Origin of the sequence: Corynebacterium jeikeium (assembly GCA_003955985.1) — a bacterium.
GTDB lineage: Bacteria > Actinomycetota > Actinomycetes > Mycobacteriales > Mycobacteriaceae > Corynebacterium > Corynebacterium jeikeium_D.
In genome coordinates this window covers 1,053,066-1,079,063 of the sequence record CP033784.1, presented here as the reverse complement: position 1 = coordinate 1,079,063, position 25,998 = coordinate 1,053,066, and the positions used below count along the sequence as shown (strand labels likewise).

The window sequence follows — 25,998 nt, the reverse complement described above, 5'->3', positions numbered from 1 at the left end:
GCCTACCGCGGATTGGACTAGAGCATTTTTTGACCTACAGCGTCTTCGGCTTGTGGGCCGGACGACTCTCCTCGTAGGTCACAATGTCCGCTTCGTTGCGCAGAGTCAGGGAGACGTCGTCAAGCCCTTCCATCAGACGCCAGCGGGTGTAGTCGTCCACCTCGAACGGGAAGACCTGCTCACCTGCCTCGACGGTGCGGGTCTCCAGGTTGACGGTGAGCTCCATGCCGGGGTTAGCTTCCAGCAGCTTCCACAGCAGCTCGACATCGGACTGCTGCATCTGTGCGGCGAGCAGCCCCGCCTTGCCGGCATTGCCACGGAAGATATCGGCGAAGCGGGAGGAGATGACGACGCGGAAACCGTAGTCCATCAGGGCCCACACGGCGTGCTCGCGGGAAGAACCGGTACCGAAGTCCGGCCCTGCTACGAGGACGGAGCCCTTTGCGTATTCCGGACGGTTGAGCACGAAGTCGGACTCGTTGTTGCGCCAGTTGCTGAACAGGCCATCCTCGAATCCGGTGCGGGTGACGCGCTTTAGGTAGACAGCCGGAATGATCTGGTCAGTGTCGACGTTGGACCGCTGCAGGGGAACGCCGACGCCGGTGTGTGTATCAAACTTTTCCATGGTGAAAGGTCCTTAGAAGTTCTGCTTGGGTCTGTTGTACAAAGATCGGCAGTGAGAGTCAGTTAGAGATCAGCCGGTGCTGCGAAGTGACCGGCGACGGCAGTGGCTGCGGCGACAGCCGGGCTGACCAGGTGGGTACGACCACCCTTGCCCTGACGGCCCTCGAAGTTACGGTTGGAGGTCGAAGCGCAACGCTGGCCGGGGGTCAGCTGATCCGGGTTCATGCCCAGGCACATGGAGCAGCCCGGCATACGCCATTCAGCGCCTGCCTCTTCGAAGATCTTGCCCAGTCCCTCTTCCTCAGCCTGCGCACGGACCTTTGCGGAGCCCGGCACGATGAGCATCTGGACGCCGTCGGCAACCTTGCGGTCCTTCAGGACGTCGGCTACGGCGCGCATGTCCTCGATGCGGCCGTTGGTGCAGGAACCGACGAAGACAACGTCGACCTTAACGTCGCGCATCGGGGTGCCCGGCTTCAGGTCCATGTACTCCAGCGCGCGCTCGGCGGCGATGCGGTCGGAGTCCTCAGCGATGAACTCCGGGTCCGGCACGGTCTCACCCAGCGGCACGCCCTGGCCAGGGTTGGTACCCCAGGTAACGAATGGAGTGAGCGCGGAACCGTCAATTTCGACGACCTTGTCAAAATGCGCGTCCTCGTCAGTAACCAGGGACTTCCAGTATTCGACTGCCTCGTCCCACTGCTCGCCCTGCGGCGCGTGCGGGCGCCCCTTCAGGTATTCGAAGGTGGTCTCGTCCGGAGCAATCATGCCGGCGCGGGCACCGGCTTCGATGGACATGTTGCAGATGGTCATGCGAGCTTCCATCGACAGCTTCTCGATGGCCTCGCCGCGGTACTCAATAACGTGGCCCTGACCACCGCCGGTGCCAATCTTGGCGATAATCGCCAGAATCAAATCCTTGGCGGTAACACCATCCTGCAGTTCGCCGGTGACGCTGACCGCCATGGTCTTGAAAGGCTTCAGCGGCAGGGTCTGGGTAGCCAGAACGTGCTCAACCTCGGAGGTACCGATACCGAAGGCCATAGCACCGAAAGCCCCGTGGGTGGCGGTATGCGAGTCACCACAGACGACGGTGGTGCCCGGCTGAGTCAGGCCCAGCTGTGGGCCGACGACGTGCACGATACCCTGCTCGCGGTCGCCCATCGGATGCAGGCGGATACCGAACTCCTCAGCGTTCTTGCGCAGTGTGGCAATCTGGGTACGAGAGGTCGGTTCCTCAATCAGATTGATTTTGCCGCCGGCGACAGTAGTCGGAACGTTGTGGTCCTCGGTTGCGATGGTCAAATCCGGGCGGCGCACCTTGCGCCCTGCCAGACGGAGGCCATCAAAAGCCTGTGGCGAGGTAACCTCGTGGACGAGGTGCAGATCGATATAAATCAAATCTGGTTCGCCGTTGTCGCCTTGCTTGACTACGTGGTCATGCCAGACTTTCTCGGCCAGAGTCTTCGGGCTGGTGTCCGTGGTGCGCATAGTGGGTGAGCCGCCTTCCGGATATATCTCTTTTATCTCAAGGAATGAGATGTTAATATCATGGCATGGGACAGATTAGCACATCCGAGACGCCAGCTCTAAGTGGCATTAAGGTTCTCGACCGTTCGGTACTCATTCTCAAGTCTGTTGCAGAAACTCCACGCACCCTCGCCGAGCTCTGCGACGACACCGGCCTGCCCCGCGCCACCGCCCATCGGCTGGCCACGGCGTTGGAAGTACACCGCCTTGTCACCCGCACTCCGGACGGCCGCTGGACGACGGGCCCCGGCCTCACCGAGATCACGCCTGTCACAAACGACCTGCTTGCCGACGCCGCAGCGCACATCCTGCCGAAGCTAGTAGAGGTAACCGGAGAGTCCGTGCAGCTCTACCGTCTCACCGGCGATACCCGCACCTGTATTGCCTCCATGGAGCCCGCCACCGGACTGCGCAACACCGTGCCAGTTGGCTCTCGCATGCCGCTAACCGCCGGCTCCGCCGCACGTGTTCTCCTGGCCTTTGGCCCGGCCAACCTCGCTGAGCGAATGCTTCCCGACGCCGACTTCAACCAACAGGACCTCGACGACTGCCGACGTCTCGGCTGGTCCGAGTCCATGGGTGAGCGCGACCCCGCACTCGCCTCTGTCTCCGCCCCGGTTTTCGACGGCAACCACCGCATGATTGCAGTCCTGTCCGTCTCCGGCCCCGTGGAGCGCATGACTCCGTCGCCCTATGAATGCTGGGGCGCAAAGGTTCTCGCCGCCGCTGAGGAGATGAGCTCCCGACTGTAATGCCCGCTTACCGTCACCTTGTCCTACTTCTGTCCATGTTCGCGGCGGTCGGTTCGTCCGTCGTTCACATGGGTGTGCCTTTTCTCATCCCATCCCTGCAGGAAAACGGTTTAAGCCTCTCCGCCGCCGGTCTCGTCGCAGCAATGCCGGCGGCCGGTATTGTTTTCACACTCATCGCCTGGGGCTGGTTTGTCGACCGCTACGGCGAACGCGCAGCTCTGTTCGCAGGCTTGACTTCTACCGCCTTGACGACGGGGCTTGCGGCGCTGGCTTCGTCGTCAAGCCCGGCCCTGCTCGGGGCTGCGCTCTTCCTCGCTGGATGTGCGGCGGCGAGCGTGAATTCTGCATCCGGCCGCGTGGTGTCGGGCTGGTATCCGCCGCATCAACGCGGTACTGCGATGGGCATTCGCCAAATGGCTCAGCCCCTTGGCGCTGCACTATCAGCGGTAACCCTGCACCCTCTCGCGCAGAACTACAGCATCGGTGTCGCACTCGCGATGCCTGCAATCCTGTGCGCCGTGCTGGCGTTACTTGTGTTGATAGGCGTAAAGAATCCCCCTCGCCCTGATGCCTCGAACCCCACCGTCACGGCCAGCCCTTACCGCGACGGCAAATACCTTGTGCGCATCCATATCGCCTCGGCGCTGCTGTCTTGGCCGCAGTCGATGATGGGCGCCTACATTCTGGTGTGGCTGTTGTCCGTGGGTTATGCCGATAGCACGGCGGGCACGATTGTGATGGTCTCACAGCTGCTCGGTGCCGGATCGCGAGCACTGATGGGTGTGGTCTCCGACCGCGTTCGGTCCCGCATCCGCCCCTACCGCTGGGTCTCGGGTGCGACTTTTATCCTGGCTGTCACAATGATGATTGCCAGCTGGGCTGATTGGCGCACACTTGGCACTGTGCTGGTCTGCGCACTGGCCGTTGCCGTGGTCAGCCCGAATGGTCTTGCCTTCACCGCAGTTGCTGAATACGCAGGCCCCTTCTGGTCCGGACGCGCTATGGGTACGCAGAACACGTTCCAGAACATTATCTACGCTGCAACGCCTCCGGTTTCGGGTGCGATTGTGGCCGCTGCGGGCTTCCCCGCGCTGTTTGCCGTCACGGCTCTGTTCCCCGCCGCCGCGCTGGGTATTGCGCCACGAGAAGACCAGAACCGCAACGGGCGGGTGCGGGTCGAGCTTGACTAGCTAGCTCCGCGCCCAACAACCAAATCGAGCCACGCACGCGCACCAGTGCACAGCCAGCAAACACAGCAGCCCAGCGCTGGCCACGTATAGCCACTGCACGCCGGTAATGTCACCCAGGCTGTGCGTACCAAGACTCAGAGTGCCCACGGGGAAGGTTGCACCCCACCAACCAGGGCTGTATCCGGCCCAACTGATTACGGCGCGGGTGAATCGTCGTAAAGCGATGGCGGCGAGGAAGACACCGACAATGAGCACAGCGGTGCCGTAAGCGACAGCGGAGGTTCGGTTGAAAAGCAGCTGCGCAGCGGCCGTGGACTGACCGACCAGCCCGAGCGGAATCCAGGCAGTACCGGCGATGGAATCGGGGATGCGCATGGCGCCAGAGAACAGCGCGACGTAGCAGCGTACGAAAACCGGCAGAACCGTAATCAGCGCCATCCAAAAGAGTATTTGTGCGCAGACGTGATAGAACGTGCCGTAGTCAACGCTCAGCTGTGCGCCACTTGTCGCCGCCACCATCGGGGCGACTAGCGCGAGGCCCCACTGAAAAGTTGGTTCGCCTTCGAATCCTCGCAGTTGGCGAAGGCTGACGTAGATTGCCAGCGGCGCACCGATCCACCAGGACATCAGCTGCCACGATGAGTTACTAGCTAGCGCAGTCGCAGCACTACCGAGAGCCATGATGCCCATCGAGAGCATGCCCCACGGCGCCATCAGCTTCGAGTGGAAAGGCGGGTTTCGAAGGCGCAGCCAGCCGACCACCATAAAGCCGAGAATGCCCACCGCCATGACTAGAAGAAGCTCCGGAATCACCGGCACCTCATGGATGTGCGCAAGTGTGGCGAAGATGGACGTACCCATCAGAGATCCTGCCCACGCGGGCCCGGCGGGTGCCAGCACATCACGGCGAGAAGAGTTGGTCATGCTCATACCGTATTTGTTCTTGCCACAGCTACAGCTATCACCAAACTCTGTGAGGGGTACCATAAATGCATGTACCCCTCCGCTGTGGCCGAACTCGAAGCACTTCTCACCGCCGCCCGTGCAGGCTCGATCTCCAAGGCCGCGCGTGAGCTAGGCATCAATCAGCAGACCATGTCCGCACGCATCGCGCGGGCGGAAAAAGCGCTGGGAATCACCGTCTTCGAACGCTCCCCCTACGGCGTATCTCCCACGGAAAACGGGCAAGTGCTTATCGACGCACTCCCAGACCTCCTCGCCGCCTGCCACAGGTTTTCGGGCATTGCCGCCAGCTTGCGTTCCGACGATGTTCCCCGCCACCTCACCCTTGCGGTGTCCAATACTGTCGCTGAGCTCTACTACCCCGGCTGGGCCGCCGAGTTCCACCGGCAACATCCCGCAGTCAAACTGTCAATGGTGCAGGCAAACTCCCGGGAGGTCCGGCAACTAGTAGCCGACAGTGCGGTGGACTTTGGTCTGGTAGAGGGCGAGGCTGGTCGGCACGACCTCGAAGAGCAGATCATCGGCACCGATGAGCTGGTCCTCGCCGTGCCGACGGGGCACCCGTGGACTGAGCGGGCCGAGATATCCATCGAGGAACTGCGCACTACCCCGCTGGTTATTCGCGAACCCGGTTCCGGCAGTAGACAGGTCGTGGAAGATGCACTGGGGAATCTCGCCGAACCCGCGGGAGAATTCGGATCCCTGTCAGCACAGCGTGCTGGCATGATTGCGCTGGCAGCGCCAACAATCATCGCCCGCGGCGCAATTCGCGATCAGGTAACGCTCGGGCGCATCGTCATCGTCCCCACCCGCACCCGTTTTACTCGCAATCTCAGCGTGGTTATGCGTCGTGGCAGTGAAGCTAGTGGGGACATTTCGGAATTTATCCGCATTGCTAGTCCTATACTTAGCAAGCATGAGCAATCCCAATGATGAACTCTTTTCCTCTGACCGCTATGATGCCGGCATCCAAATTCGCCGCGAGGTAATGGGCGACGAATTCGTCGATGCCGCCCTCTCTCGCAACGCCGGCTCCGATGGAGAGACCCTGCAGAAGCACATCACCGCCACAGTCTGGGGTTCTGTCTGGAGCCGCGAAGGACTGGCCAAGCGTGATCGCTCCCTGCTCAACATTGGAATGCTCGTCGCTCTGCGCGCCACCGAAGAGCTGCGCGGCCACATCAAGGGTGCCCTCGCCAACGGCCTGACCCGCACCGAGATCACCGAAGCCATCGTCCACGCTTCTGGTTACTGCGGCGCACCAGCTGCACTGTCCGCGATGAAGGTCGCGCAGGAAGTGCTCGTCGCTGAGCTTGGCCCGCTTGACGACGACGATCAGTAGGCAGCCCACGGGCTCTCAGGCCCTGGTCTCCGCGTGAGCACATCGGTGATGCGTCGCAGCAGCCACGACAGCGGTAAGGCGATGGCAGTGGTGACGATTGCCACTGCCATCATCGACCCTTGGAAGGTCTGATAGCCCATCAACGTCATCACCCAGTCCATGACCAGCACGTGGACGAGGAAGAACTCGTATGAGACCTCTCCCAACCAAATCATGGCTGGATGACGAAGCCACCTGACCTCCGTACCCAGCGCAATCGGGGCCACGAATGCACCAGCGGACAGGCCATACAGCGTGGTCTTCCACAACGCCTGGTCGACATCATCCGGCACCAAGGTTGCTGGCCCGACATGCGTAGTTGTGGATAGGACAAATAACCCTAGAGCCACCAGCCAACTGGCCGCTAGATTCACGCGCCATCCGACCTTTCGCCCGTAGGCCAGCAGCATACCGATGGCGAACCAGTCGAAATACGCCATCGGCCACAGCCGTGACACTACTGGCAGTAGCTCTTCCTGATGCGACAGCACAGTCCAGACCGGGCCAATAAGGCCAAAGCCAATAATGATGGCCAACGTTGGACCAGGCCGCAGCCTCCCCTTCGTGATTGTCCAGATGCCAAGCCCCACCAGTGGCAACACCAGGTAGAAGCCGACTTCCACCACCATCGACCACATCTGCGGCAAGCCCGGGTGAATCCAGCCGAATTGGAGCGTCTGAGTAAACGACATCGTGCGCAACCAGCCCTGCAAACCCCCACCCGATGGTGGCGGGTCATCTGCGGCATGAATGAGGAATGCCGCAGTAACCACAATCCAGTAGGCCGGCAGAACTCTCTTCGCGCGACTGGTGAAGTACTTCCGCAAGTCCGGTCGATTCGCAGGGACGTCGTCAGGCGAACCGAGCCAACGCCCTGTGAGCAGAAACGCACTGAGCACGAAGAAGATGGTGACGCCAATTTCGAATCGACCGTTGAGACGCCCCCCACCAATCGTCCGTGTAATGTCCAGTCCAGAACGCGGCATGCGTAAGCAGGACACCGAACGCACCGATGGCTCGAATGCTGGTCAGCTCCGGAACGTAGGAGGACTTGGCCGAATTCATGCCAATATTTTATGACTGCAAACTACTTGGCGTGCTCGTTTTGGCACAAGCCCGGTCTACAAAATCTTGCTACCTCAGTACACACCCCGGAAACTGTTCTGTGACCAGCGAGGTTCAAATATTGATGCGGAAGGTCTGGTTCCCCTACCGTGCTCAGCAATCCTATCCAGCTAGCGGGGGCATTGTCCCAATCGCGAGTTGGAAATAAAAGTCGAAGTGCTTCTGCTTCTCGTAGAAGCGGAGGAAACACTCATGCTGAAAGCGGGTTACTTTTTGGGTATCCGTATGTCTATATACGGTAACGGGAATTGGGTTCTTGCCGTTTTTAAGACAGATCTAGACGATCATCATGTGAAGAAAGATTATGGTTTTTCCCATATTTTCTCTCGATAAGAACCATCGCTTCGAGAATTTTTACGATAACTCTATTAGTCGAGATGGAAGCGCATTTTTCTTCAGCTCGTCTTAGCTCTGGAAGGGTAGACTTTATCCATACTTTTGCTGCTGGAGCATTGTCTATCTCTTCTTCACGGAGAACTGACTCCAGGATGTCAATGACATCGTGGAGCGACAAGTCCGTTTCAGGAGGAAATTTTGCCATTGCATCTCTCCAGAGTTCGTGTTTCTTTAATGGTGAACCTAGTTGAGGGAAAAGCATGAAGAGAATAGCAGTTGCATCTATCGCTTCCTTTTTTCGCTGTGTTTTGGCCTAAGCGGAGTTGCTGCGGCATCGCCTTCTGCCGAAACAGCAAATGGCATGGCTGCCACTACTCTAGCCGGGAATGACCTATACGGAAGAGTAATCAGTGTGCACTTATCAGCGAACGACTGTGAGACGGCTAAGTTTCGGTACTGGCTTGTAACCGATGCATTTGGCTCAGTTACGTGCATCCCAGACCCTAATAACGATGGAGATTGGTTACTCATCACTACGTAAGCACGTTATACGCGTTATACGCGAGATTCTTCACTCGCGTATCTATGAACTGTGCCAACGAAGTACCCAGTTTCCTGTGCTATCGCTCGGATGGTTAGGCTCCTGGCACGTAGCTCGCGTACGCGTTGGCGTTTTTCAACTGCTCGAGCGAGATAGCTCGCTCTTGGCTCGCTTGTACAATTAGAAATTGCACGGGTAAATACTCCGGTTTTTCAGCAAGTTCCCGAACTGACCACCCCTTTCGTGGATAACCCGGATATCTATTTCTTGGATCCCTACTCATGGCCAGCCTCAATCCATTTGTCGGTTTCAGCTCTTCTTCCTTGACGTTTGCTACGAGATTCTCTCCCTCGTGCGCTTTGGATGGTGCTAAAGGTTTCTTCGTAGATTGCTGAGCCGTCTGCTCACATGCGTGAGCGGTTGACGATCCATCAGTGGATAGATCGGGCAATCTGGTCGACTTCGCGTGTGGAAAGTGGTCCGCTGAAGAGTTCTGGTTCATGGATTGCGCTGCGGTTTGGATAGCGAGACCAAGCCCATCGGGGTCGCCGAGGTGGTGGCGGATTTCGAGATAGGCTCAGGTGCGTGCTGATTCGAATAGTGCGCAGTTGCGGCCTAGCCCGACCAGATTTTGCAGCGGGTTTTCTTCCAGGACTTCGGTGGCATGAAGCCGGTTTCGGTCAGCCAGAAGGCTAGTTCATCAAGTGTGTAGAGTTCGACAGCGCTCAGAATATACTGCGCAAATGCGTGCACCGGCTGCAATCTCAGAGTCGAAGGTCGGACAAGAAGTACTCCTCGCTGAGCTCAGCTCATTTGAAGACAGCAATGAGTAGTGAGTCCACGGACTCGTAAGTTGACCTTCACATGCACGGTGCTACAGAAAAATCATCCGTGAAATTCACCGTCGGGGAACGCGTCAGCCCACGTGCTTTCATCCCTGCCAAGCGCATCAATAATCTTTTCAATGAGCCCGGCATGAGCCTTGATGTCGAGCGCAGGTGGATCCGGCATCGTAATACAGTCTCTCGGATTGAACGTATCGAGATACTTCTCAGCCCACGAGATCCACGGGCTGTCAGGCTCAATTCGCTTCACATATTCGAGATAGGAACACACCGCTTCAAACTTTTTTAACTCCTGAGAGCGCTGATACAACGCGTTGAAATAGAAATCCTTCGCGACAGTCTTCGCAGCGATTGGCTTAGCGAACTCATATTGCTTCGCTCGGAGCGCCCTCTCTCTGCCCGCAATCTCATAATCTGTCTTCTTCCAGAATTCTCGAATTTGATGCCACTTGAAATAGGCCTCAATGCCGTCGGCAAACGCTTCTGAGTTCTTCTTCGAATCACGAGCGGACATCCCTCGAAATTCAAGGACAAGTTGACCATTCGGGATTTTTTCCCAGAAGCGCCTCATCTTTTCGCCCTCGTGCCAACGGTTGTGATAATCGATTTCATCTTGTGTTGGCTCACGCTGCACACGGTTATATCTCTCGCGGAACTTGAGATCTTGAAGATCGAAATCAAAGCCGAGCTTAACTGCACGAAGCACTTTCTCTTTAGACCATGAGTCGTACCAAGTCTCTAGTTCTATCCGGCCACCGTTCAGTTCAATCTCTGTGAAGAGCACATGCAAAACTCGCTTAATCCGCAATTGCACATCGGAACTAAACTGCCTCTTGTAGTATCCAAACGCTTCGACAGCTTTCTTATTGTATTTCGCCACGCGTTTATCGCCACGTAAAATCTCCCTCCACCCAACCAGTTTCATTGGCTCAATAGAGATAACAGCGGCCTTGAATCGGGGCTTCTCCTGGCCATATACGTAGGTACTTCCTGCGTAGTCAAAAACGTGGCCATCTTCCAACCAAGACCTATCACGGGATAGTTTCGCCGCCGCCGGTAACCAGAAGTCGCGAATCTCACCGGCCGAGGCCACGATTGTGAAAACGTCGAGGTCTGACTCTCCAATACCATGGCGTATTCGAGCCATGTAAGGAGTTAAATCAACTTCAGGCTCGTCGGGTTTGGCGTTGGTTTTGGTTTTCTCAATGTGGAGGGTACCGGTGGCTCCTTCGCCGCCGTGTTCTTCCGCCGCTTCTTATTGACTACAAGCGCTTCGGTACCGGCGTAAACCCTCTCACCACGTTTTGTAGCTACAGCCTTCCACTTATCACCGTGACCTGAAATCTTGACTAACTTGTGCCCCTCTAGCATGCGCGCTGTATTCTTATAAAATTCATGCGGAGGGTCACCGGCGCAACCATCCACGATCCATCCAAGAATCTTCTTCTGTCTGCTGGTTAGCTCTTTCGCAGCCATACCTCTATTGTCACCCACCCCAATAGCAGCGAAAAAGAGTTTCTTGCTGCTAACCCTGTAATTGTCATGGAATAGGGTTGAAGGACATTTGAAAAGGCAAAATCCCGATTCGCATTCAGCCGAATCGGGATCCCGTGTCGCAAATTCCGTTTTCATGAACTGTCTAGGTCAGAAAAGCGAAACTGCCACTTTGTACCCCGTACGGGATTTGAACCCGTGTTACCGCCGTGAGAGGGCGACGTCCTAGGCCGCTAGACGAACGGGGCTTAGAACTTTTCATCCGCGCGCTGCGGACTTGTTAAACAATACACTAGACGTGGATAGTAACTGCAAATCCGCAGGTTAAGGCATTAAATCCCTAGCGTTTTCGCATTGTTGGCCAGCTCGTTTGCAAGCTCCGCTTCATCCATTTTTCGCAAGGCCGCAACCTCGGCGACAGTTTCCCGCAACGCAGCGACTACCTCTGCAGCGACCGCTTCCACCGCGTCACCGCTTCCAGGCTCGCGCGGAAGGTCTGTCTCCAGCAAGAGCCTATCGACGGGCACCTGCGACACATAGGCCCGTCCGCGCTTTGTCCGCAACATGAGCGGGTTGACGGAGATATAACCACCGGCGCGGATCAGCCGCGTCAGTTCATCGCTAGTGCCACCGAAGCGGTGAAAGATGGGCACGAAGGTCTCGCCTGGTGCGACGCTGGAGCTGGTGTCCAAACGTGGTTCGATTAGGCCAAGCACCACACCAGCACTCCGAACCGTGTGAATGGACAGGATATGTGACAGGCTCGAGGCTTGGACAGCATCCAGGATGCTGGTAAAGACATGGATTTGAGTCTCGGCAGAAACGTCGTCAAGCCTGCGGGGCGCGAAGTCCAAGCCAATCTCGCCGATGAAGCGAGTGCGAGGGAGGGCCGCGCGAAAAATCTCGAGCTCTCGCTCATAGTTGCCATCGATGTACCACGGGTGATAGCCCACGGCGGCCATGGGCAAGCTTTCACTCTCTAGCTCGACAAAGCCGGAGGGCCGGACTGTCTGCGCGATGATCTCCACGCCTTCCTGCGCAATATCGGCTTTGAAGCACTCGCGCGAAGCCGGTGGCAGGAAATCGTAGTGAAAGTGGGTATCGATGAGCCGCATCATTTTTCCGTTGGTGGCTGGTTTTCGTCGGCCGGACCGCCGATGCGCGGGGCCAGCGGGGTTTCCTCGAACCCGAGCAGACGGCGAATGACCTTTCCGGCCAGCATCTGCCCCATGATTGGCGGTATGTAGCTCATGGTACCGAGGGTTTCCGCCTTGGTACCGCTGCCCTTGTCCGCAATTCTCACTGGCTCTTCGGATGAGTACAGCACCTCAAGACCGCGAATGCGTCGGCGGATACACACCTGACGGACGACCTTCGCCAGCGGACAGACCTTTGTCTTATTGATTTTCGAGAAGGTCAGCCGAGCTGGGTCGAGCTTATTTCCGCCGCCCATAGCGGAAATGAGGTGGACACGATTTTCCGCGCACCACTGCGCGATCTCAATCTTGCCGGTGACATCGTCGATAGCGTCGATGATGTAATCCGGACGCGGGAACTGCTCGAAGGTCTCCGCCAGGTTTTCGCGTGTGAGAAAAATCTGGCGGGCATAGGTCGTACAATCCGGGTTGATATCGGCAACCATCGCCTCCATGACCTCGGCTTTGACCCGGCCAATCGTGGAGACAAAAGCCAGCGCCTGACGGTTGAGATTGCTCGGCTCCACGACATCACCGTCGATCAAGATGAGGTTGCCCACGCCGCCTCGGGCAAGAGCTTCGGCACAACTCGACCCCACGCCTCCGAGTCCGACAACCATGACGGTAGATTCAGCTAACGTTTCTAGCCCCTCCTCCCCTAGGAGAAGCTTCAGTCGTGCGAAACGTTCACTGGTCATAGTCGCCCCTGGTCATAGTCGCCTCGATTCTTAAAAAACAAAAACTCCCCAGCCGACTGACTGGGGAGTAACTTTGTACCCCGTACGGGATTTGAACCCGTGTTACCGCCGTGAGAGGGCGGCGTCCTAGGCCGCTAGACGAACGGGGCTTAGAACTGAATTCAACTCAACTAATCAAGTTAGTTAAGCAAGCGAATTCCGCTGGCCTACCAGGACTCGAACCTAGAATGACGGTACCAGAAACCGTTGTGTTGCCAATTACACCATAGGCCAATAAAGACTGGCGCTTTCGCGCTGTCTTTGTACCCCGTACGGGATTTGAACCCGTGTTACCGCCGTGAGAGGGCGGCGTCCTAGGCCGCTAGACGAACGGGGCTTAGAACCTTGCAGTTAGTGAATACATTCAACAATGAACTTCTTCACTGCTGGCCTACCAGGACTCGAACCTAGAATGACGGTACCAGAAACCGTTGTGTTGCCAATTACACCATAGGCCATCGCTGCTGAACGCAACGAGGAATAATATAGCCAATTGGCGTGAACAAGAGCAAATCACCTGGTCAAAGGTTCGTTGTCAAAGGTTCGTTTAAATTCGCGAGTTCCCCACAGCCCACCTCAGCAGAGCGCATAACTAATGCATAACCAATGCAGTGCATCTAACTAACGCAATCCCAGATCGAAAGCCCATTCGATCGCAGCTCAAAGTCGATCCGCCCTTCAGGAGACACTTCGTGGTGAAGCGGCTGGCAAACAGCCGCCACACACCACAAACCATCCCTGAAAGGCAAGCATCATGACTTCCCCCACAACAACGGCAACAGCAACCGCCCCCATCACACTCGAGCTGGAGTTCTCCGACATCACGGAGCAAATGAACGGCACCATCGGCCGCGTCATCGGCACTGTCACTATCCGTCAGTTCGCGAAAATCATCTCGGGCCTCAACCTCGATGCCAACCCACGCGTGTCCCGCACCGGCCGCATCACCGATGCCATCATGGAAACCATCGACACCACGCCGGAGCTCTTCGCCTACAAGTCCAAGGGTGTGCTCCTGGCCTCCACTCAGTTCACCAGTGAAGACAATCTCTACCGCTTCACCTTCAGCAACCGTCGCATCGAAGGCATCCTCGACGGCGGCCACAACTCGCTGGCTATTGCGCTGTTCGTCCTGGGCAAGCTCACTCCACCGCCTAGCCGCAAAATCAAGACGTGGTCCGAAATGAAGGAGGTCTGGATGGAGCGCTCCGAGGAAATCGAGGAATTGCTTGCCGACGAAAGCCTCACCGAGCTCGATGCCAAGGTTCCGGTAGAGGTACTCGTTCCCGGTGCTCGGGACGAGGACACTGTGCAGGACTTCTCCGATGCTCTGCTCGATATCTGTGCCGCCCGCAACAACAATGCGGAGCTCAAGGCGGAAGCAAAGCTCAATCGCGCCGGCTACTTTGACGATCTGAAGCATGCTCTGCCGCAGGGAATTAGCGACAACGTGCAGTGGCGCACCAACGGTACTGGTCGACTAAAGGTGGGCGATGTCATCGCTATGGCGTGGATTCCACTGTCCTGTATTGACCTGCCGAAGGATGCCGACGGCAAGCAGATTGAAGCACCGACCCCCACCAGCCTCTACTCCGGAAAGGCCAAGCTGCTTGACCGCTTCGAGGATGTCATGAGTTCCCCAGAGGTCACTAAGCCCAGCACTGAAAGTATCAATGAGCGCACCGAAGAGGTCGTTCTCTACAACGAGAAGGTCCGCAGTGCCTTGAACCTCACGCGTGACTTCATCGATATTTTCGAGCGCATCAACGCGGAGCTACCCGATCTCTACAACAAGAGTGGCGGCAAATTCGGCGGCATTGATGCTGTTGACAAGGCCAACAAGAAGAATCCGCGGACTGGCAAAACTCCACAGAAGTACTCGAAGTTCTACCGCCAGCCCATCGGCTACGCGATTCCGGACGGGTTCATCTACCCACTCGTGTACGCCTTTGCCGCACCGCTCAAGCAAAACGAAGACGGCACGGTCTACTGGGGAACCGACTGGCACGAGTTCTTCAATAACCACATGGGGTCGCTGGTCAAGGACTACCGCGAAACCTCCATGAATATGCTGAACCGCGACCCGCAGAAGGTGGGCAAGGAAGCGGGCTCTTACACGAACCTGCTTCGCTCAGCCCAGCTCGCACTCTTTACTGAGCAGCAGTAAAAGGAGTGACCTCGAGAGCCTTGCGCAGTCGGCTCAGGCTGCGGCTGCGGCCAAGCAGCTCCATGGACTCGAACAGCGGCGGCGATACCTGAGCACCAGTTACAGCCACGCGCACCGGGCCGAAGGCCTTGCGTGGCTTCAGCTCCAGGTCCTCGATGAGGGCCTTCTGAAGTGCAGCTTCGAGCTTCTCGGTGATGAAGTCCTCTTCGCTGAGCGGCTCCACAGCTGCAATGGTGGCCTCCAGGACAGCAACAGCGTCTTCCTTGAAGTTACGGCGTGCCGAGCGCTCATCGAAGGTGAACTCGTCCTCTTCCACAACCAGGAACTTCGAGAGGTCCCAGGCGTCGGAAAGCGTCTTCACACGAGTCTGCAGCAGCGTTGCCAGGAAAGCGAACTTATCCGCCGGGTAGTCGGACGGGAAGTCAAAGTGGCTTTCCAAATACGTGCGCAGACGCTGTTCGAAGTCCTTCGGATCGAGCATGCGGATGTGGTCGGCGTTGATAGCGTCGGCCTTCTTCTGGTCGAAGCGGGCCGGGTTGGACAGCACATCGTGGATATCGAAGGCCTTAACCATCTCGTCCATGGTGAAGATGTCCTGATCGCCGTCCATAGACCAACCCAGCAGAGCCAGGTAGTTCAGCAGACCCTCGCGGATGAAACCGTTATCGCGGTGGATGAAGAGGTTGGACTGTGGGTCGCGCTTGGACAGCTTCTTATTGCCCTCGCCCATAACGAACGGCAGGTGACCGAACTCCGGGGTGAACTTGGCGACACCGATACGCTTCAGCGACTCGTAGAGAGCAATCTGGCGCGGGGTCGATGGCAGCAAATCCTCACCACGCAGGACGTGAGTAATCTCCATCAGAGCGTCATCGACCGGGTTAACCAGGGTGTAGAGCGGTTCACCGTTGGAGCGGGCGATGACAAAGTCCGGAACCAGGCCGGCCTTGAACTCAATGCGACCGCGAACGAGGTCCTCGAAGACAATGTCCTCGTCCGGCATGCGCAGGCGGATCACCGGCTTGCGACCCTCTGCACGGAAGGCTTCCTTCTGCTCCTCGGTCAGGTTGCGGTCGTAGTTGTCGTAGCCCAGCTTCGGGTCACGGCCGGCGGCCTTGTGGCGCTCCTCAACCTCTTCAGCGGTGGAAAAGGCCTCGTAAGCTTCACCAGCGTCAATGAGGCGCTGCAACACATCGGCGTAGATGTCCTTGCGCTGCGACTGGCGGTACGGGCCGTGCGGACCACCGACATCGATGCCCTCGTCCCAGTCAATACCGAGCCAATTCAGGGCCTCGATGATTGCCTGATAGGACTCTTCGGAGTCGCGAGCGGCATCGGTATCTTCGATGCGGAAGACCAGCTTGCCACCAGTGTGACGGGCATATGCCCAGTTGAACAGGGCGGTGCGGATGAGGCCAACGTGCGGGGTACCGGTTGGCGACGGGCAAAAGCGTACGCGAACATCTGACATGCTTTCCCACGATACCCGCCCTCCCACCTGCAGGCATGCATAGGGTTTTACATAGGGTTACAGAGTCCATTCCCCAGTCACTTCACCGGCGTATCCAGCGGCGCGCAGCCGCTCAACCCAGCTGCGCAGTGGCGCCTCACCGGTGCCCGGCACGCCGCGGCCTGGGAAATCGGCAATCTGGACGTGCGCCGGCAGGCTCACTCTTCCGGCCTCCACATCGGTGAGCCAGGCATCCACGTCCACGCCATTGGCCGCAAAGTGGTAGAAGTCGGCGAGCACGCCAGCACCAGTCTGTTGCGCTAACTCCTCGGCCTGCCAAGGATCGGTAATGGGGTAATCGTCCATCCCGGACAGCGGCTCAATCAACGCGCGGACACCGCTGAGCTCCAGCTGGGCAGTGATCTCAGTCAGTCGGTGCACTTGCAGGTCCGCCAGTTCCCCAGACCGCCCCAGCAGCACGTTAGAGCATTTCAGCCCCGTGGCTCGCGCGATCTGGCTCACTGCTTCCAGGTGCCCCGTGGGCAGCCCGTCTGTATCGAGCACTCCTCGCTGCCCCGCTGTCATGTCCCCTCCCCACAGGTTCATGGCATAAAGACCAAGGCTGTCGTCAAAGAGGTCACAAAAGGCGGAAACCTCATCGGGTGCGGGCACTGCGAGGTCAAATGGCCACCAGAATTCCACGGCCGCGTAGCCGTCGTCACGCGCGGCGTTGACAGCATCGTGCGGGGACATGTGTGCGTAGACCGTAGAACAGTTAATAATGGTGCTCATGACCAAAACGGTAGTAGTAACTGGTGGCGGCGCGGGCATTGGTCGCGAAATTGCTCTGGCTTTCGCCGCCGATGGCTGGCACGTGCATATCTGCGGCAGGCGTATCGACGCGCTCGAGACTGTTGCCGCCGAAGCGGACAACATCACCTACTCCAGGTGTGACATCACCGACCCCGAACAGGTCCGTGCGATGTTTGAGAACGCGCAGGTGGCTACGGGAACCATCGATGTTGCAGTGCTCAATGCGGGGCTGCCCGGCACGCCCGCGGAGTTCGGAGAGACCGGCATTGAAGACTTCCGGGCGGTCATCGATACGAATGTGGTCGGCTCGTACCTGTGTGCACGCGAGGCTTTTTCGCGGATGAAGGCGGGGTGCGAGGGGAAGACAGAGCAAGCGGGCGGCCGAATCCTGGTCAATTGTTCTATCGCAGCGCAGGTGCCGAGAGCACACACGGCGGCGTACGCGACGTCGAAAAGCGCGCTTGCCGGAATGACCCACGTGCTTGCCCTCGACGGACGCGAGTATGGCATCACGGCAACGCGCATTGATATTGGCAATGCGCAGACTGACCTGTTGGGGACGTTCACAGGCAGCGAGCCGATGTTCGATGCCAAGCAGGCTGCGGAAACTTTCCTCTACGCCGCGAATCTGCCGGCAGGTGCCGTCATCGATCAGCTTACGATTACCGCTGCGGGTATGCCCTTTTTGGGCAGGGGTTAGCCTGCCCCTTAAACTGGAGCACAACTGGGTTTAGATTGAGGAGGCGGGTTAGGGCTATGTCCATGGAAAACCACCCCTCTCTGGGCGGCGGAAACGAAGAAGAGCAGCAGGAAAAGTCTCACCCGTCGAACGAGCCTGCAGCGACTCCGAAACGTTCGACGCGCTGGGACACGTCCCGCCCAACCACCGCTCCTGATTTTTTGCTCTCCCGTGCGCACGGCTCCATCCGCACGCAAGGTATTGAAGAGCAGATTTCCGACCCCTGGCTCGCAGCCGAGGGACTGCACTCGGGCATTCACAAAATGGTGGTCGGCGCCCTGCCCTTCGACTTGGACAAGCCCGCCGCCCTGACCGTTCCCCGGGAAGTCATCCGCTCCTCGCAGCCGCTGGAGCCACCCGCGCACTACCGCTGGAACGCACCCAAGCCTCACGCCAGCATCGTCGCTTACGATCCCCCGCTCGATGAGCACGCTGAGCGCATCGCCGCAGCAATCCGCACCATCGAGTACTCGGCGCTGGAAAAGGTCGTGCTCGCGCGCGCTGTGGAACTCGAAATCGATCCCCCGATTGACCCGCTCCTACTCGCATCGCGGCTTATCGACGGATCCCCCAACCGCGATGGCTTTGTCGTGGATCTCTCTCCCGCCGGTTCCGATTATGAGGGCAAGTTGCTCATCGGTTCCTCCCCGGAGATGCTGGTCCGCCGTACGGGTGACATCGTTGAGGCATTTCCCTTGGCCGGGTCGCTGCCGAGATCCCGGAATGAAGAGGTGGACCGGGCGTCGGCTCGTCGTTTAGCGGACTCGCGCAAGAACCTGGATGAACACGCCTTCGTTGTCGATGACATCGCCGACAACCTGGCGCCGCTGTGCAGTTCGCTGGATGTTCCGGACAGCCCCGAGCTGATGAGCACTGCCGAGATGTGGCACTTGGCCACGCATATCCGCGGTCGATTGAAGGATCCGTCGCTGTCCGCGCTGGATTTGGCACTGGTGGTGCACCCAACACCAGCCATTTGTGGCACGCCGACGGAATCCGCCTTCGGCGTCATTCAGGCCGTAGAGACTGACCGCGGCTTCTACTCCGGCGCTGTCGGCTGGTGCGATGAGAATGGCGATGGTGAGTTCGTGGTCTCCATTCGCTGTGCCGAAATCGACACTGAGGGGTCCGTGGCACGACTATGGGCCGGAGGCGGCATTGTGTCGCACTCCGCCCCAGAAGAAGAAGTCACGGAAACCAGCGCCAAAATGGGCACTGTGCTCCGCGCTTTTGGAGTTAAGGGCGCTTAAGCCCCTAGCGGCTTAAGCCCGCTCCACCGGGTTGGCCAGCTTGCCAATACCCGGAATCTCGATTTCGATGCGGTCGCCCGGGAACATCGCAGCGGTACCGGCCGGGGAGCCGGTGCAGATGACGTCACCCGGCAGCAGCGTAATCGAGGCGGTGATGAACTCGATGACCTCCGGGATGGACATAATCATCTGGTTGGAGTTGGAGTCCTGCTTAGTCTCGGTAACACCCTCGTGAGTCAGGTGCGCCTTGATTGGAAGCTCGTTGTAGTCCAGCTCCGTCTGGATCCACGGGCCCAGCGGGCAGAAGGTATCGATGCCCTTTGCGCGCGCCCACTGACCGTCGGCGAACTGCAGGTCACGGGAAGAAACATCATTGACGATGGTGTATCCGAAGATCACATCGTGAGCGTTTTCCTTCTTGACGTTCTTGCACGGCTTACCAATAACCAGTGCCAGCTCGCCCTCAAACTCGACGTTAGTGGCGAAATCCGGAATGCGAATCGGCGCTTCCGGACCAATAACGGCCGTCGGCGGCTTAATGAACATCGTCGGCGGCAGCGATTCTGCCGACTTCTTGAACACCTCGGCGACGTGGTCAGCGTAGTTACGACCAATAGCGATGACCTTCGACGGCAGCATCGGGGCAAGCAGACGTACGTCGGCAAGCGGCCAGGAACGACCAGTCTTATTCAGCTGACCGAAAGGGTGCCCTTCGATCTCGTGCAAAGTAACTTCATTGCCTTCGCCCTCGACGAGCGCGAAGCACATGCCCTCTGGGTGGGCGATTCGAGCAATACGCATAAAAATAGGGTACACGTCACATTGCAATAACTATGCAATGACCCCCACTCTCAAACATGTACGATTTAAACTCCGCGCGATTCCTGCGCAAGCCACACCAACGCACAAGCCAGCGCATCGTTGAACGCATGATGGGCCTTAAAACGGGGAATGCCGTACTTGTCGCACAGTGACCACAACCGCAGCTCATCACGGACCGGCTCGCGGTTGGCTCGCAGAATTGCGTCGTACTCGCGTGTCATCGTGTCCGCCACCGGCACATCAAAGCGCGCATCAAAGTACTTCCGGCACAACGGATCCAGGAAACCAACTTCCATCCGCGCGTAGTGCGCCAGCAGCTTCCGTCCCCGTAGAGCTTCTAACAGCTTGCCGACGGCCACCTCTGCCTCTACCCCGGTTGCGACCATGTCGTCGGTAAGCCCATGCACCGTCGCCGACTCGCCGACGCTCACCTCCTCGCGCTCTGGGCGAATGAGAAGGTGACCCGACTCTTCCAGCACGATGTCGCGGCCTTCGACGGCAACCCAACCGATGGAAAGCAACTGATCTTTGGAGGGATCCAGACCGGTGGTTTCCACATCGACCGCGAGCCAAGCATTGTCGCGGATAGGTGCGTCCAAGAGTTTCTTGCGGGGTCTAAAAAACTTCAACATTGCGCGCTCCCACAGCTAACTCACACAGCTCACTCACACAGCTAAACTACGACATCGCCCGGATGGGATACTTCGCCCCGAGACTCTGCTGCAACTTGCGGATAACACCAAACGCATCGCGCAGGTGCTCGCGTTCCAGGCTGGAGAGACGCTTCGGGTAGATGTGGTTATTCGGCTGCTCGCCAGCGTTGAACTGGGCCTGCTGGTGATGAAGCTGCACCGTGCACAGGAACTCGAACGCATCCGCCAGATCCTGCGCACCCTGACGGCTCACGCTTCCGGCACCCGCACTCGCCGCCAAGCGTTCACGCGTCGACAGCTGTGGCAGGCCGGCCGCCACAGTAAATAGACGCGCCATCTGCACCACAGCAGCAGTTCCCCCCTTCTTGATGTCCAGGGTCTCTGCGTGCTCGCCGCCCTTTTCCAGCACCAGGCCACGGAAGAAGCCGAGCGGCGGCTCCCGCCAGGCCGCGAGCTTGGCCAAGTGCGCATGCAGGCGCTGCGACCCCTGAGCCAGCGGCAGGTAGGCCGCACGAAGGCTCTCTACCAGTTGCACGTCGCCCGCTACCCCACGCATGTCGAAGAAGGTCTGTGCATGTAACAGGGCCTCTGCCTCCGGTGCCGTAATCCACCCGTGGAACGTGCGCAGCCACTGCGACTTGGTCATCCTCCACGCAGGATTGCTGGCCATCATGTCCCCTGGACAGAGCGGATAACCGACTCGGTCGAGGTTGGTGCAAATCTCGTCGCTAAGCGCGGCGAAATAGTCAGCATGAGCGTCGGCGTCGTAGTCGTCGGCGAGAACAAGCGCATTGTCCTGATCGGACGCGAGCCCCATCTCCCCGCGCCCATGCGAACCCAGTACCGCAAAGGCGTAGCTGACTGGTGGCGGCCCAAGCTTTTCCTCCGCCAGCGCAACCAGGCGTCGGGTGACAGCATCGGCCACGGCAGTCAGCAGCTTGGCGACCTCCTCCCCCGAATCACCTCGGTCAATAAACCGGCCGACAATCCGCCGCGCGTTCTGAGCAATCTCCGCAATCTCCGAGATATCGCTCTTTCGCGCCAGCGTCGCCGTCGCGTACACGGGATCGGTGTGCAGACTGCGCAGGAGGTCGCCAATGACAATCATGCCGACCACCCGCGTCCCATCGTGCACCGGCAGATGATGGTAACCGCGCTCGGCCATCAGCAGCATGGCCTCGAAGACCAGCAGGTCGGGACTGATAGTTTCCGGGTTCCCGGTCATCACTTCGCTTACGAGACTCTCCGCCGGCTTGGCTTCTGCCAGCACTCGACGACGGAGGTCACGGTCAGTGATGATGCCGACGAGCGAGCTCTGGTTGGCGCCTGCAGACTCCATCACGAGCAGACTGGAGACATTCCGCTCCGTCATAATCTGCGCCGCCTCTTGTACTGTCGCATCAGCACTGCAGGTCACCAGCGATGTTTCCATCAGGTCCGCAACCCGTGTGCGCAACGACTCCGATGCCGCAGTACTCCGCAGCTTCGATGCCACTGCGCGAATGCGCGCGTTTTCACCGCCGTAATAGCGCCGGACCTCTACGAACTGGTCATTGAGCTGGTCAAAGACCTCCTTGGAGATCACTAGGAATACGCAGTCCTCCACTGCCGTCATCGTGTATAGCGAAGGGTCACTGCTCAGCAGCGTCGAATAGCCGAAATGATCTCCCACATCTCGCCTGTCCAACAGCGTGCCAGCTGGGTCAAAGAGATCCACCATGCCGGAGCGAATAATGAAACAGCTGTTGTTATCCGCACCCGCCCGGATAATCTCCGTTCCACGACGGGCATAGCGCATGGTCAAAAGCGGTGGGATAGTCGCGCGCTCTTCATCGTTGAGGTCCGAAAAGGGGCGAGTATGGCTGAGGAAGTCTGCGATTTCCGCAAGCTCGACGGTCATGGGGTCAATTATCCCCTATTTTTGCTCCCAATAGGACTGATTTGCGGGAATACTCGACCTTATGACCAATTCCACACACAGCGCTTCAATAAATCCCGAATGGCCGCTCGACGCCCACATCCTCGGCAGGATGGACAAGCTCGCGGCACTCGTCGCCACGCTTGACGACGACACCTTCAACGCAACCCTCCCCATCCCAGCCATTAACTCCCTGGCCGTGCTGTTACGACATGTGACCGGATCCGCGAGGTACTGGCTCGAGCGCGTCTGCCTTGGGCGTGATTATGTCCGTGATCGCGATGGGGAGTTTTCTGCTCATTGCAGTGTTTCGGAAGGGCTGGAGATTTACCACCGTGACCGCGCGGCCATTGAATCCGCGCTGGTGGAGTTGCAAGGCGTGGACCGCGCTGGTGCTCCTGCTGTTATTCCTACCGATAAGGACCGTTGGTGGTGCGGCAGCATCGAAGGCGTGATTGTGCATGTCTTCCACGAGGCGGCTCAGCACCTGGGACATGCGGAGATTACGAGGGATGCGTTGGTGGCAGGGCTGGGAGGAAATGGTTCCAATGGCGGCGCAGGAAGCTCATCCCCACACACCCTTGACACCATCATCAATGTGCTTGCCCAGGTAGGACATGCGTCGGACTTCATCGAGCACACCGCCGACGGTAAGACTCACATCACTACCGTCGATGGCAAAACTGTGATTGCCTAGCCCTCTCCCCCCCCCCTATTTTTTACTGCGCTACTTCAAAGCAGCAGCAATGCGGTCGCCAACCTCAGCGGTCTTGATCGGGCCACTACCGCGAGTAGCCATGTCAGCTTCCACAGCAGCCTCGATGCGCTGAGCGTCTTCCTCACGACCCAGGTGGCGCAGCATCATGGCACCCGACAGAATGGCTGCGGTCGGGTCAGCGATCCCCTTGCCAGCAATGTCGGGAGCGGAGCCGTGAACGGGCTCAAACATGGACGGGTTGGTATTAGAGGCGTCAATGTTGCCGGACGCCGCCAGGCCGATACCGCCCGACACTGCACCAGCCTCATCAGTAATGATGTCGCCGAAGAGGTTGTCGGTGACGATGACGTCGAAACGCGAAGGATTAGTGACGAGGTAGATTGTCGCAGCGTCGATGTGCGAGTAATCGACATCTACCTCTGGGTATTCCTTAGCGACCTCATCGACCGTGCGCTGCCACATACCGCCACCGTGCACCAACACATTGGTCTTGTGGACAAGGGTCAGCTTCTTACGACGGGTCATAGCCAGCTCGAAGGCGTAGCGAACAACGCGCTCAGCACCGAAGCGGGTATTGACGGAGGTCTCGTTGGCAACCTCGTGTGGCGTGCCGACGCGAATCGCACCGCCGTTACCGGTGTAAGCACCTTCGGTTCCCTCGCGGACGACCACGAAATCAATTTCGCCCGGGTTCTTCAGCGGTGACTCGACACCCGGGAAGAGCTTGGAAGGACGCAGGTTGACGTGGTGATCCAGCGCGAAGCGCATCTTCAGCAACAGGCCGCGCTCGAGAACACCCGGAGGAACGTTCGCCGGGTCACCGATAGCACCGAGCAGAATAGCGTCGTGCTCACGCAGGGAGTCGAGATCGGCGTCGGTAAGCAGTTCGCCATTGCGCAAGTAGCGACGCGAGCCGAGGTCGTACTCGGTGGTGTCGAACTCGCCGATAGCAGCCTTGAGCACCTTCAGTGCCTCTGCCGTAACTTCCGTGCCGATGCCATCACCCGGGATGACGGCGATCTTCAGCTTTCCTGCCTCAGTCATTTTTTGAGATACCCTTCTCACTATATGGACACAAATGAGTGTAGCAGAACCTAGCGCTCACCCCCGTCACTGTCTGCGCGATTTTTACCATCTCCATCGTTTTCACAATCCACCCCGCCTACTGCTCTCTCCTTTTCCATATCCCGCCGCACCTTATCCACTAGGCCGCGGAGATTGTCATGCAATTTGCGACGTTTCTCATTGTGCTCAGCCAGCGCAGCGGTCTTCTTTTCAGTCTGCGAGGCAAAGGTGTAACGACCATGCCCAGTGTGCTCTTTTTCCGACTGCGCAAACGGCCCTTCATCACAAGAGAGGAACGTCCAAGCTTCGATCCCATCATCACCTCGAACAACTCGCCACATACCGGCAGTTTTGAGGTTGTGGTGCCTTCGACAGAGACAATGGAGATTATCTGTGTGCGTGACCCCTTCCTTTTGCCGCTCACCACCGGAAAGGCTGTGATCAAATTCCACAATATGGTCGATATCGCACTTTTCCGCGGGGACATCGCATCCAGGAAAACTACACACACCGTCACGGGCACGCACGAATGCACGCTGAGACTCGGAGGGCCGATACCCCTCAACCGCACTATCCCCCAGCACCCGCAATGTCGATACCCGCTTCAGCCAAGACTCGGCCACCAGCGAAGAAAGCCAACCTGCGCCAGCGAGCCACACTGGAGTGTTTTCCGGTTCGCCATCCTCCCCGGGAGAGAGCACTCGGAAGAGTTCCAGATTCACCTCCACCTCACAAGTACCGCGTAACGCATGCATGAAAGCTGCCGCGCGACTCACTTTCATCTTCTTAGCCACTGCGTCGATAATTGCAAGGGCTTCCACTGCATGATGCCGCTCGAGGACAGTAGTCAGTGTCGTAACTCCAGCGTCACCATGTTCATCAACTGCGATAAACTCCTTAGCCGTCATACGATCGCCGAAGTAGTCGAGAGCCGCAGCTTGAACCTCCCGTACCTCCTCCGACTCCACGGGATTATCCGCCGACTCTCCATCCGCCTCGACCTGGTATGCCGCCGCATCAATTGCAGCATCTACGGTCGCCTCCACATTCCGGGCCAGGACCCTATCAGCCTGCAACCCAGCGACATCCACATCACGTGGCCGCACTTCCGGAGCACACTCACCAATCACTCGCTGCACCCGCGTTGCCATCGCACGCACGCCACGGAGTGCCTCCCCGTCGCGCCTAGGCTTAACGACGTCCACGAGACCCGACTCCACTGCGTCAACCTTGTCATCGGCTACAGGTCGGGTATGTTTACCAAGCATTGCTAAATGCCTCATCGACAAATGCCCGCGCTCCTGACACATTTCCGCTAGTTGCGGCATACGTCCAAGCATGTAGCCAATTTCCATATATTTGTTCACTTCGGCGCGTGAGATTCCAAGCACCACCGACCAATAAGCCAAATGAGCTTCGACATCGCCATCATCTGGTGGTGCGACCCGCTGAGCGATAACCATCTGCAGACGATTAATCTCGCGCATCACTTCAGCGAGCGAATGAGCCCTCACCTCATGGCTGAACCGAAATTCCCCACACGATTCCAACTCTGACATTGCACTGTCCCCTCCCTAACGAGGTCCCCTAACGAACAGTTCTTTATCAATTCGCCCACACCATATCCCCCACCCCGGATTCAAACCGCTGCGCACCCCAAAAATCTCCACATTATTCGAACACTATTTC

The 25,998-nt window shown here is 58.3% G+C and carries 23 protein-coding genes, 5 tRNA genes and 1 pseudogene; 8 read left to right on the top strand and 21 right to left on the bottom strand.

The genetic code is table 11. The features are described from left to right. Positions 1–34: 34 nt before the first annotated feature. Together leuD and leuC are read right to left on the bottom strand one after the other, a co-directional pair. Positions 35–625: a 3-isopropylmalate dehydratase small subunit gene (gene leuD / locus EGX79_04760; GenBank protein AYX81553.1), complete on the bottom strand. Its 591-nt coding sequence runs from the start codon at positions 623–625 to the stop codon at positions 35–37. Between the two features lie 62 nt (positions 626–687). After that, complete coding sequence (gene leuC, locus EGX79_04755) at positions 688–2,115, bottom strand: 3-isopropylmalate dehydratase large subunit (GenBank protein ID AYX81552.1); 1,428 nt, start codon at positions 2,113–2,115, stop codon at positions 688–690. Between the two features lie 65 nt (positions 2,116–2,180). Between leuC and EGX79_04750 the strand changes: the two genes are divergently transcribed. Both EGX79_04750 and EGX79_04745 read left to right on the top strand, forming a co-directional pair. Beyond that, complete coding sequence (locus EGX79_04750) at positions 2,181–2,906, top strand: IclR family transcriptional regulator (protein ID AYX81551.1); 726 nt, start codon at positions 2,181–2,183, stop codon at positions 2,904–2,906. Next, positions 2,906–4,096, top strand: coding sequence for an MFS transporter (locus EGX79_04745; protein AYX81550.1), 1,191 nt, complete (start codon positions 2,906–2,908; stop codon positions 4,094–4,096). Before EGX79_04750 ends, EGX79_04745 begins: the two co-directional genes overlap by 1 nt. Here EGX79_04745 and EGX79_04740 read toward each other — a convergent pair whose 3' ends face one another. Next, positions 4,097–5,083, bottom strand: a complete 987-nt coding sequence (locus tag EGX79_04740; GenBank protein ID AYX81549.1) for a hypothetical protein — start codon at positions 5,081–5,083, stop codon at positions 4,097–4,099. A gap of 6 nt (positions 5,084–5,089) precedes the next feature. On the opposite strand from EGX79_04740, the gene EGX79_04735 reads away from it, so the two are divergent. Beyond that, on the top strand, positions 5,090–5,992 hold the full coding sequence (locus EGX79_04735) for a LysR family transcriptional regulator (GenBank protein ID AYX81548.1): 903 nt from the start codon (positions 5,090–5,092) through the stop codon (positions 5,990–5,992). Next, positions 5,976–6,401, top strand: a complete 426-nt coding sequence (locus EGX79_04730; GenBank protein AYX81547.1) for a 4-carboxymuconolactone decarboxylase — start codon at positions 5,976–5,978, stop codon at positions 6,399–6,401. The genes EGX79_04735 and EGX79_04730 overlap by 17 nt, the downstream gene beginning before the upstream one ends. On the opposite strand, the pseudogene EGX79_04725 reads toward EGX79_04730, so the two are convergent. The 11 genes and pseudogenes from EGX79_04725 to EGX79_04675 all read right to left on the bottom strand — a co-directional run bounded on the left by EGX79_04725 (position 6,395) and on the right by EGX79_04675 (position 13,172). Then, positions 6,395–7,505, bottom strand: a pseudogene (locus tag EGX79_04725) (acyltransferase). The gene EGX79_04730 and the pseudogene EGX79_04725 overlap by 7 nt on opposite strands. A 1,031-nt stretch (positions 7,506–8,536) precedes the next feature. Beyond that, entirely contained in the window at positions 8,537–8,944 is a 408-nt protein-coding gene (locus tag EGX79_04720; protein ID AYX81546.1) for a hypothetical protein, read from the bottom strand. Between the two features lie 383 nt (positions 8,945–9,327). Next, positions 9,328–10,434 carry a hypothetical protein gene (locus EGX79_04715; GenBank protein AYX81545.1) on the bottom strand — a complete coding sequence of 369 codons (1,107 nt, stop codon included), beginning with the start codon at positions 10,432–10,434 and terminating at the stop codon, positions 9,328–9,330. Positions 10,435–10,442: 8 nt separating this feature from the next. Beyond that, on the bottom strand, positions 10,443–10,919 hold the full coding sequence (locus EGX79_04710) for a hypothetical protein (protein ID AYX81544.1): 477 nt from the start codon (positions 10,917–10,919) through the stop codon (positions 10,443–10,445). 34 nt (positions 10,920–10,953) lie between these two features. Next, a tRNA-Glu gene (locus tag EGX79_04705) sits at positions 10,954–11,029 on the bottom strand. A gap of 84 nt (positions 11,030–11,113) precedes the next feature. Beyond that, on the bottom strand, positions 11,114–11,896 hold the full coding sequence (locus EGX79_04700) for a TatD family deoxyribonuclease (GenBank protein AYX82723.1): 783 nt from the start codon (positions 11,894–11,896) through the stop codon (positions 11,114–11,116). After that, positions 11,896–12,675 (bottom strand): tRNA threonylcarbamoyladenosine dehydratase, encoded by a 780-nt coding sequence (locus EGX79_04695; protein AYX81543.1) that lies wholly within the window; start codon positions 12,673–12,675, stop codon positions 11,896–11,898. Before EGX79_04695 ends, EGX79_04700 begins: the two co-directional genes overlap by 1 nt. Positions 12,676–12,748: 73 nt before the next feature. Further along, positions 12,749–12,824: transfer RNA gene (locus EGX79_04690), tRNA-Glu, on the bottom strand. Positions 12,825–12,876: 52 nt separating this feature from the next. Further along, a tRNA-Gln gene (locus EGX79_04685) sits at positions 12,877–12,948 on the bottom strand. Positions 12,949–12,975: 27 nt separating this feature from the next. Next, a tRNA-Glu gene (locus EGX79_04680) sits at positions 12,976–13,051 on the bottom strand. 49 nt (positions 13,052–13,100) lie between these two features. Next, positions 13,101–13,172 (bottom strand) — tRNA-Gln (locus tag EGX79_04675). Positions 13,173–13,672: 500 nt separating this feature from the next. Here EGX79_04675 and EGX79_04670 point away from each other — a divergent pair. Continuing rightward, a complete protein-coding gene (locus EGX79_04670; protein AYX82722.1) occupies positions 13,673–14,881 on the top strand; it encodes a hypothetical protein in 1,209 nt (402 codons plus the stop codon). Here the strand turns inward: EGX79_04670 and EGX79_04665 are convergent. Then, positions 14,865–16,352 (bottom strand): glutamate--tRNA ligase, encoded by a 1,488-nt coding sequence (locus tag EGX79_04665; GenBank protein AYX81542.1) that lies wholly within the window; start codon positions 16,350–16,352, stop codon positions 14,865–14,867. The two genes, EGX79_04670 and EGX79_04665, sit on opposite strands and share 17 nt — an antisense overlap. Before the next feature lie 57 nt (positions 16,353–16,409). After that, positions 16,410–17,084, bottom strand: coding sequence for a xylose isomerase (locus tag EGX79_04660; GenBank protein AYX81541.1), 675 nt, complete (start codon positions 17,082–17,084; stop codon positions 16,410–16,412). Between the two features lie 37 nt (positions 17,085–17,121). Between EGX79_04660 and EGX79_04655 the strand changes: the two genes are divergently transcribed. Continuing rightward, positions 17,122–17,844 carry an SDR family oxidoreductase gene (locus tag EGX79_04655; protein ID AYX82721.1) on the top strand — a complete coding sequence of 241 codons (723 nt, stop codon included), beginning with the start codon at positions 17,122–17,124 and terminating at the stop codon, positions 17,842–17,844. A 56-nt stretch (positions 17,845–17,900) separates the two neighbouring features. Then, positions 17,901–19,133: an isochorismate synthase gene (locus EGX79_04650; GenBank protein AYX81540.1), complete on the top strand. Its 1,233-nt coding sequence runs from the start codon at positions 17,901–17,903 to the stop codon at positions 19,131–19,133. Between the two features lie 12 nt (positions 19,134–19,145). Here the strand turns inward: EGX79_04650 and EGX79_04645 are convergent, their stop codons facing one another. From EGX79_04645 to EGX79_04635, 3 genes are all read right to left on the bottom strand, one after another. After that, positions 19,146–19,934 carry an FAA hydrolase family protein gene (locus EGX79_04645; protein ID AYX82720.1) on the bottom strand — a complete coding sequence of 263 codons (789 nt, stop codon included), beginning with the start codon at positions 19,932–19,934 and terminating at the stop codon, positions 19,146–19,148. Between the two features lie 65 nt (positions 19,935–19,999). Continuing rightward, the gene (locus tag EGX79_04640) at positions 20,000–20,587 is read right to left on the bottom strand and encodes a 3'-5' exonuclease (protein AYX81539.1); all 588 of its coding nucleotides are present in this window, start codon (positions 20,585–20,587) and stop codon (positions 20,000–20,002) included. A 46-nt stretch (positions 20,588–20,633) separates the two neighbouring features. Continuing rightward, positions 20,634–22,508, bottom strand: coding sequence for a cyclic nucleotide-binding/CBS domain-containing protein (locus tag EGX79_04635; protein ID AYX81538.1), 1,875 nt, complete (start codon positions 22,506–22,508; stop codon positions 20,634–20,636). 61 nt (positions 22,509–22,569) lie between these two features. On the opposite strand from EGX79_04635, the gene EGX79_04630 reads away from it, so the two are divergent. Further along, entirely contained in the window at positions 22,570–23,223 is a 654-nt protein-coding gene (locus EGX79_04630) for a DUF664 domain-containing protein (GenBank protein ID AYX81537.1), read from the top strand. 30 nt (positions 23,224–23,253) lie between these two features. On the opposite strand, the gene EGX79_04625 is transcribed toward EGX79_04630, so the two are convergent. Together EGX79_04625 and EGX79_04620 are read right to left on the bottom strand one after the other, a co-directional pair. Then, positions 23,254–24,270, bottom strand: a complete 1,017-nt coding sequence (locus tag EGX79_04625) for a 3-isopropylmalate dehydrogenase (protein AYX82719.1) — start codon at positions 24,268–24,270, stop codon at positions 23,254–23,256. Positions 24,271–24,338: 68 nt separating this feature from the next. Then, positions 24,339–25,868 carry an HNH endonuclease gene (locus tag EGX79_04620; GenBank protein AYX81536.1) on the bottom strand — a complete coding sequence of 510 codons (1,530 nt, stop codon included), beginning with the start codon at positions 25,866–25,868 and terminating at the stop codon, positions 24,339–24,341. Between the last annotated feature and the right edge of the window lie 130 nt (positions 25,869–25,998).

Coding starts and splice junctions, on each gene's coding strand:
- EGX79_04735 (AYX81548.1), top strand. CDS start 5,090: ATGTACCCCTCCGCTGTGGCCGAACTCGAAGCACTTCTCACCGCCGCC.
- EGX79_04720 (AYX81546.1), bottom strand. CDS start 8,944: ATGAACCAGAACTCTTCAGCGGACCACTTTCCACACGCGAAGTCGACC.
- EGX79_04630 (AYX81537.1), top strand. CDS start 22,570: ATGACCAATTCCACACACAGCGCTTCAATAAATCCCGAATGGCCGCTC.
- leuD (AYX81553.1), bottom strand. CDS start 625: ATGGAAAAGTTTGATACACACACCGGCGTCGGCGTTCCCCTGCAGCGG.
- EGX79_04730 (AYX81547.1), top strand. CDS start 5,976: ATGAGCAATCCCAATGATGAACTCTTTTCCTCTGACCGCTATGATGCC.
- EGX79_04635 (AYX81538.1), bottom strand. CDS start 22,508: ATGACCGTCGAGCTTGCGGAAATCGCAGACTTCCTCAGCCATACTCGC.
- EGX79_04715 (AYX81545.1), bottom strand. CDS start 10,434: ATGGCTCGAATACGCCATGGTATTGGAGAGTCAGACCTCGACGTTTTC.
- EGX79_04740 (AYX81549.1), bottom strand. CDS start 5,083: ATGGTACCCCTCACAGAGTTTGGTGATAGCTGTAGCTGTGGCAAGAAC.
- EGX79_04645 (AYX82720.1), bottom strand. CDS start 19,934: ATGCGTATTGCTCGAATCGCCCACCCAGAGGGCATGTGCTTCGCGCTC.
- EGX79_04700 (AYX82723.1), bottom strand. CDS start 11,896: ATGCGGCTCATCGATACCCACTTTCACTACGATTTCCTGCCACCGGCT.
- EGX79_04650 (AYX81540.1), top strand. CDS start 17,901: ATGTCCATGGAAAACCACCCCTCTCTGGGCGGCGGAAACGAAGAAGAG.
- EGX79_04665 (AYX81542.1), bottom strand. CDS start 16,352: ATGTCAGATGTTCGCGTACGCTTTTGCCCGTCGCCAACCGGTACCCCG.
- EGX79_04660 (AYX81541.1), bottom strand. CDS start 17,084: ATGTCCCCGCACGATGCTGTCAACGCCGCGCGTGACGACGGCTACGCG.
- EGX79_04750 (AYX81551.1), top strand. CDS start 2,181: ATGGGACAGATTAGCACATCCGAGACGCCAGCTCTAAGTGGCATTAAG.
- EGX79_04655 (AYX82721.1), top strand. CDS start 17,122: ATGACCAAAACGGTAGTAGTAACTGGTGGCGGCGCGGGCATTGGTCGC.
- EGX79_04620 (AYX81536.1), bottom strand. CDS start 25,868: ATGTCAGAGTTGGAATCGTGTGGGGAATTTCGGTTCAGCCATGAGGTG.
- EGX79_04745 (AYX81550.1), top strand. CDS start 2,906: ATGCCCGCTTACCGTCACCTTGTCCTACTTCTGTCCATGTTCGCGGCG.
- EGX79_04695 (AYX81543.1), bottom strand. CDS start 12,675: ATGACCAGTGAACGTTTCGCACGACTGAAGCTTCTCCTAGGGGAGGAG.
- EGX79_04670 (AYX82722.1), top strand. CDS start 13,673: ATGGAAACCATCGACACCACGCCGGAGCTCTTCGCCTACAAGTCCAAG.
- EGX79_04640 (AYX81539.1), bottom strand. CDS start 20,587: ATGTTGAAGTTTTTTAGACCCCGCAAGAAACTCTTGGACGCACCTATC.
- EGX79_04710 (AYX81544.1), bottom strand. CDS start 10,919: ATGAAAACGGAATTTGCGACACGGGATCCCGATTCGGCTGAATGCGAA.
- leuC (AYX81552.1), bottom strand. CDS start 2,115: ATGCGCACCACGGACACCAGCCCGAAGACTCTGGCCGAGAAAGTCTGG.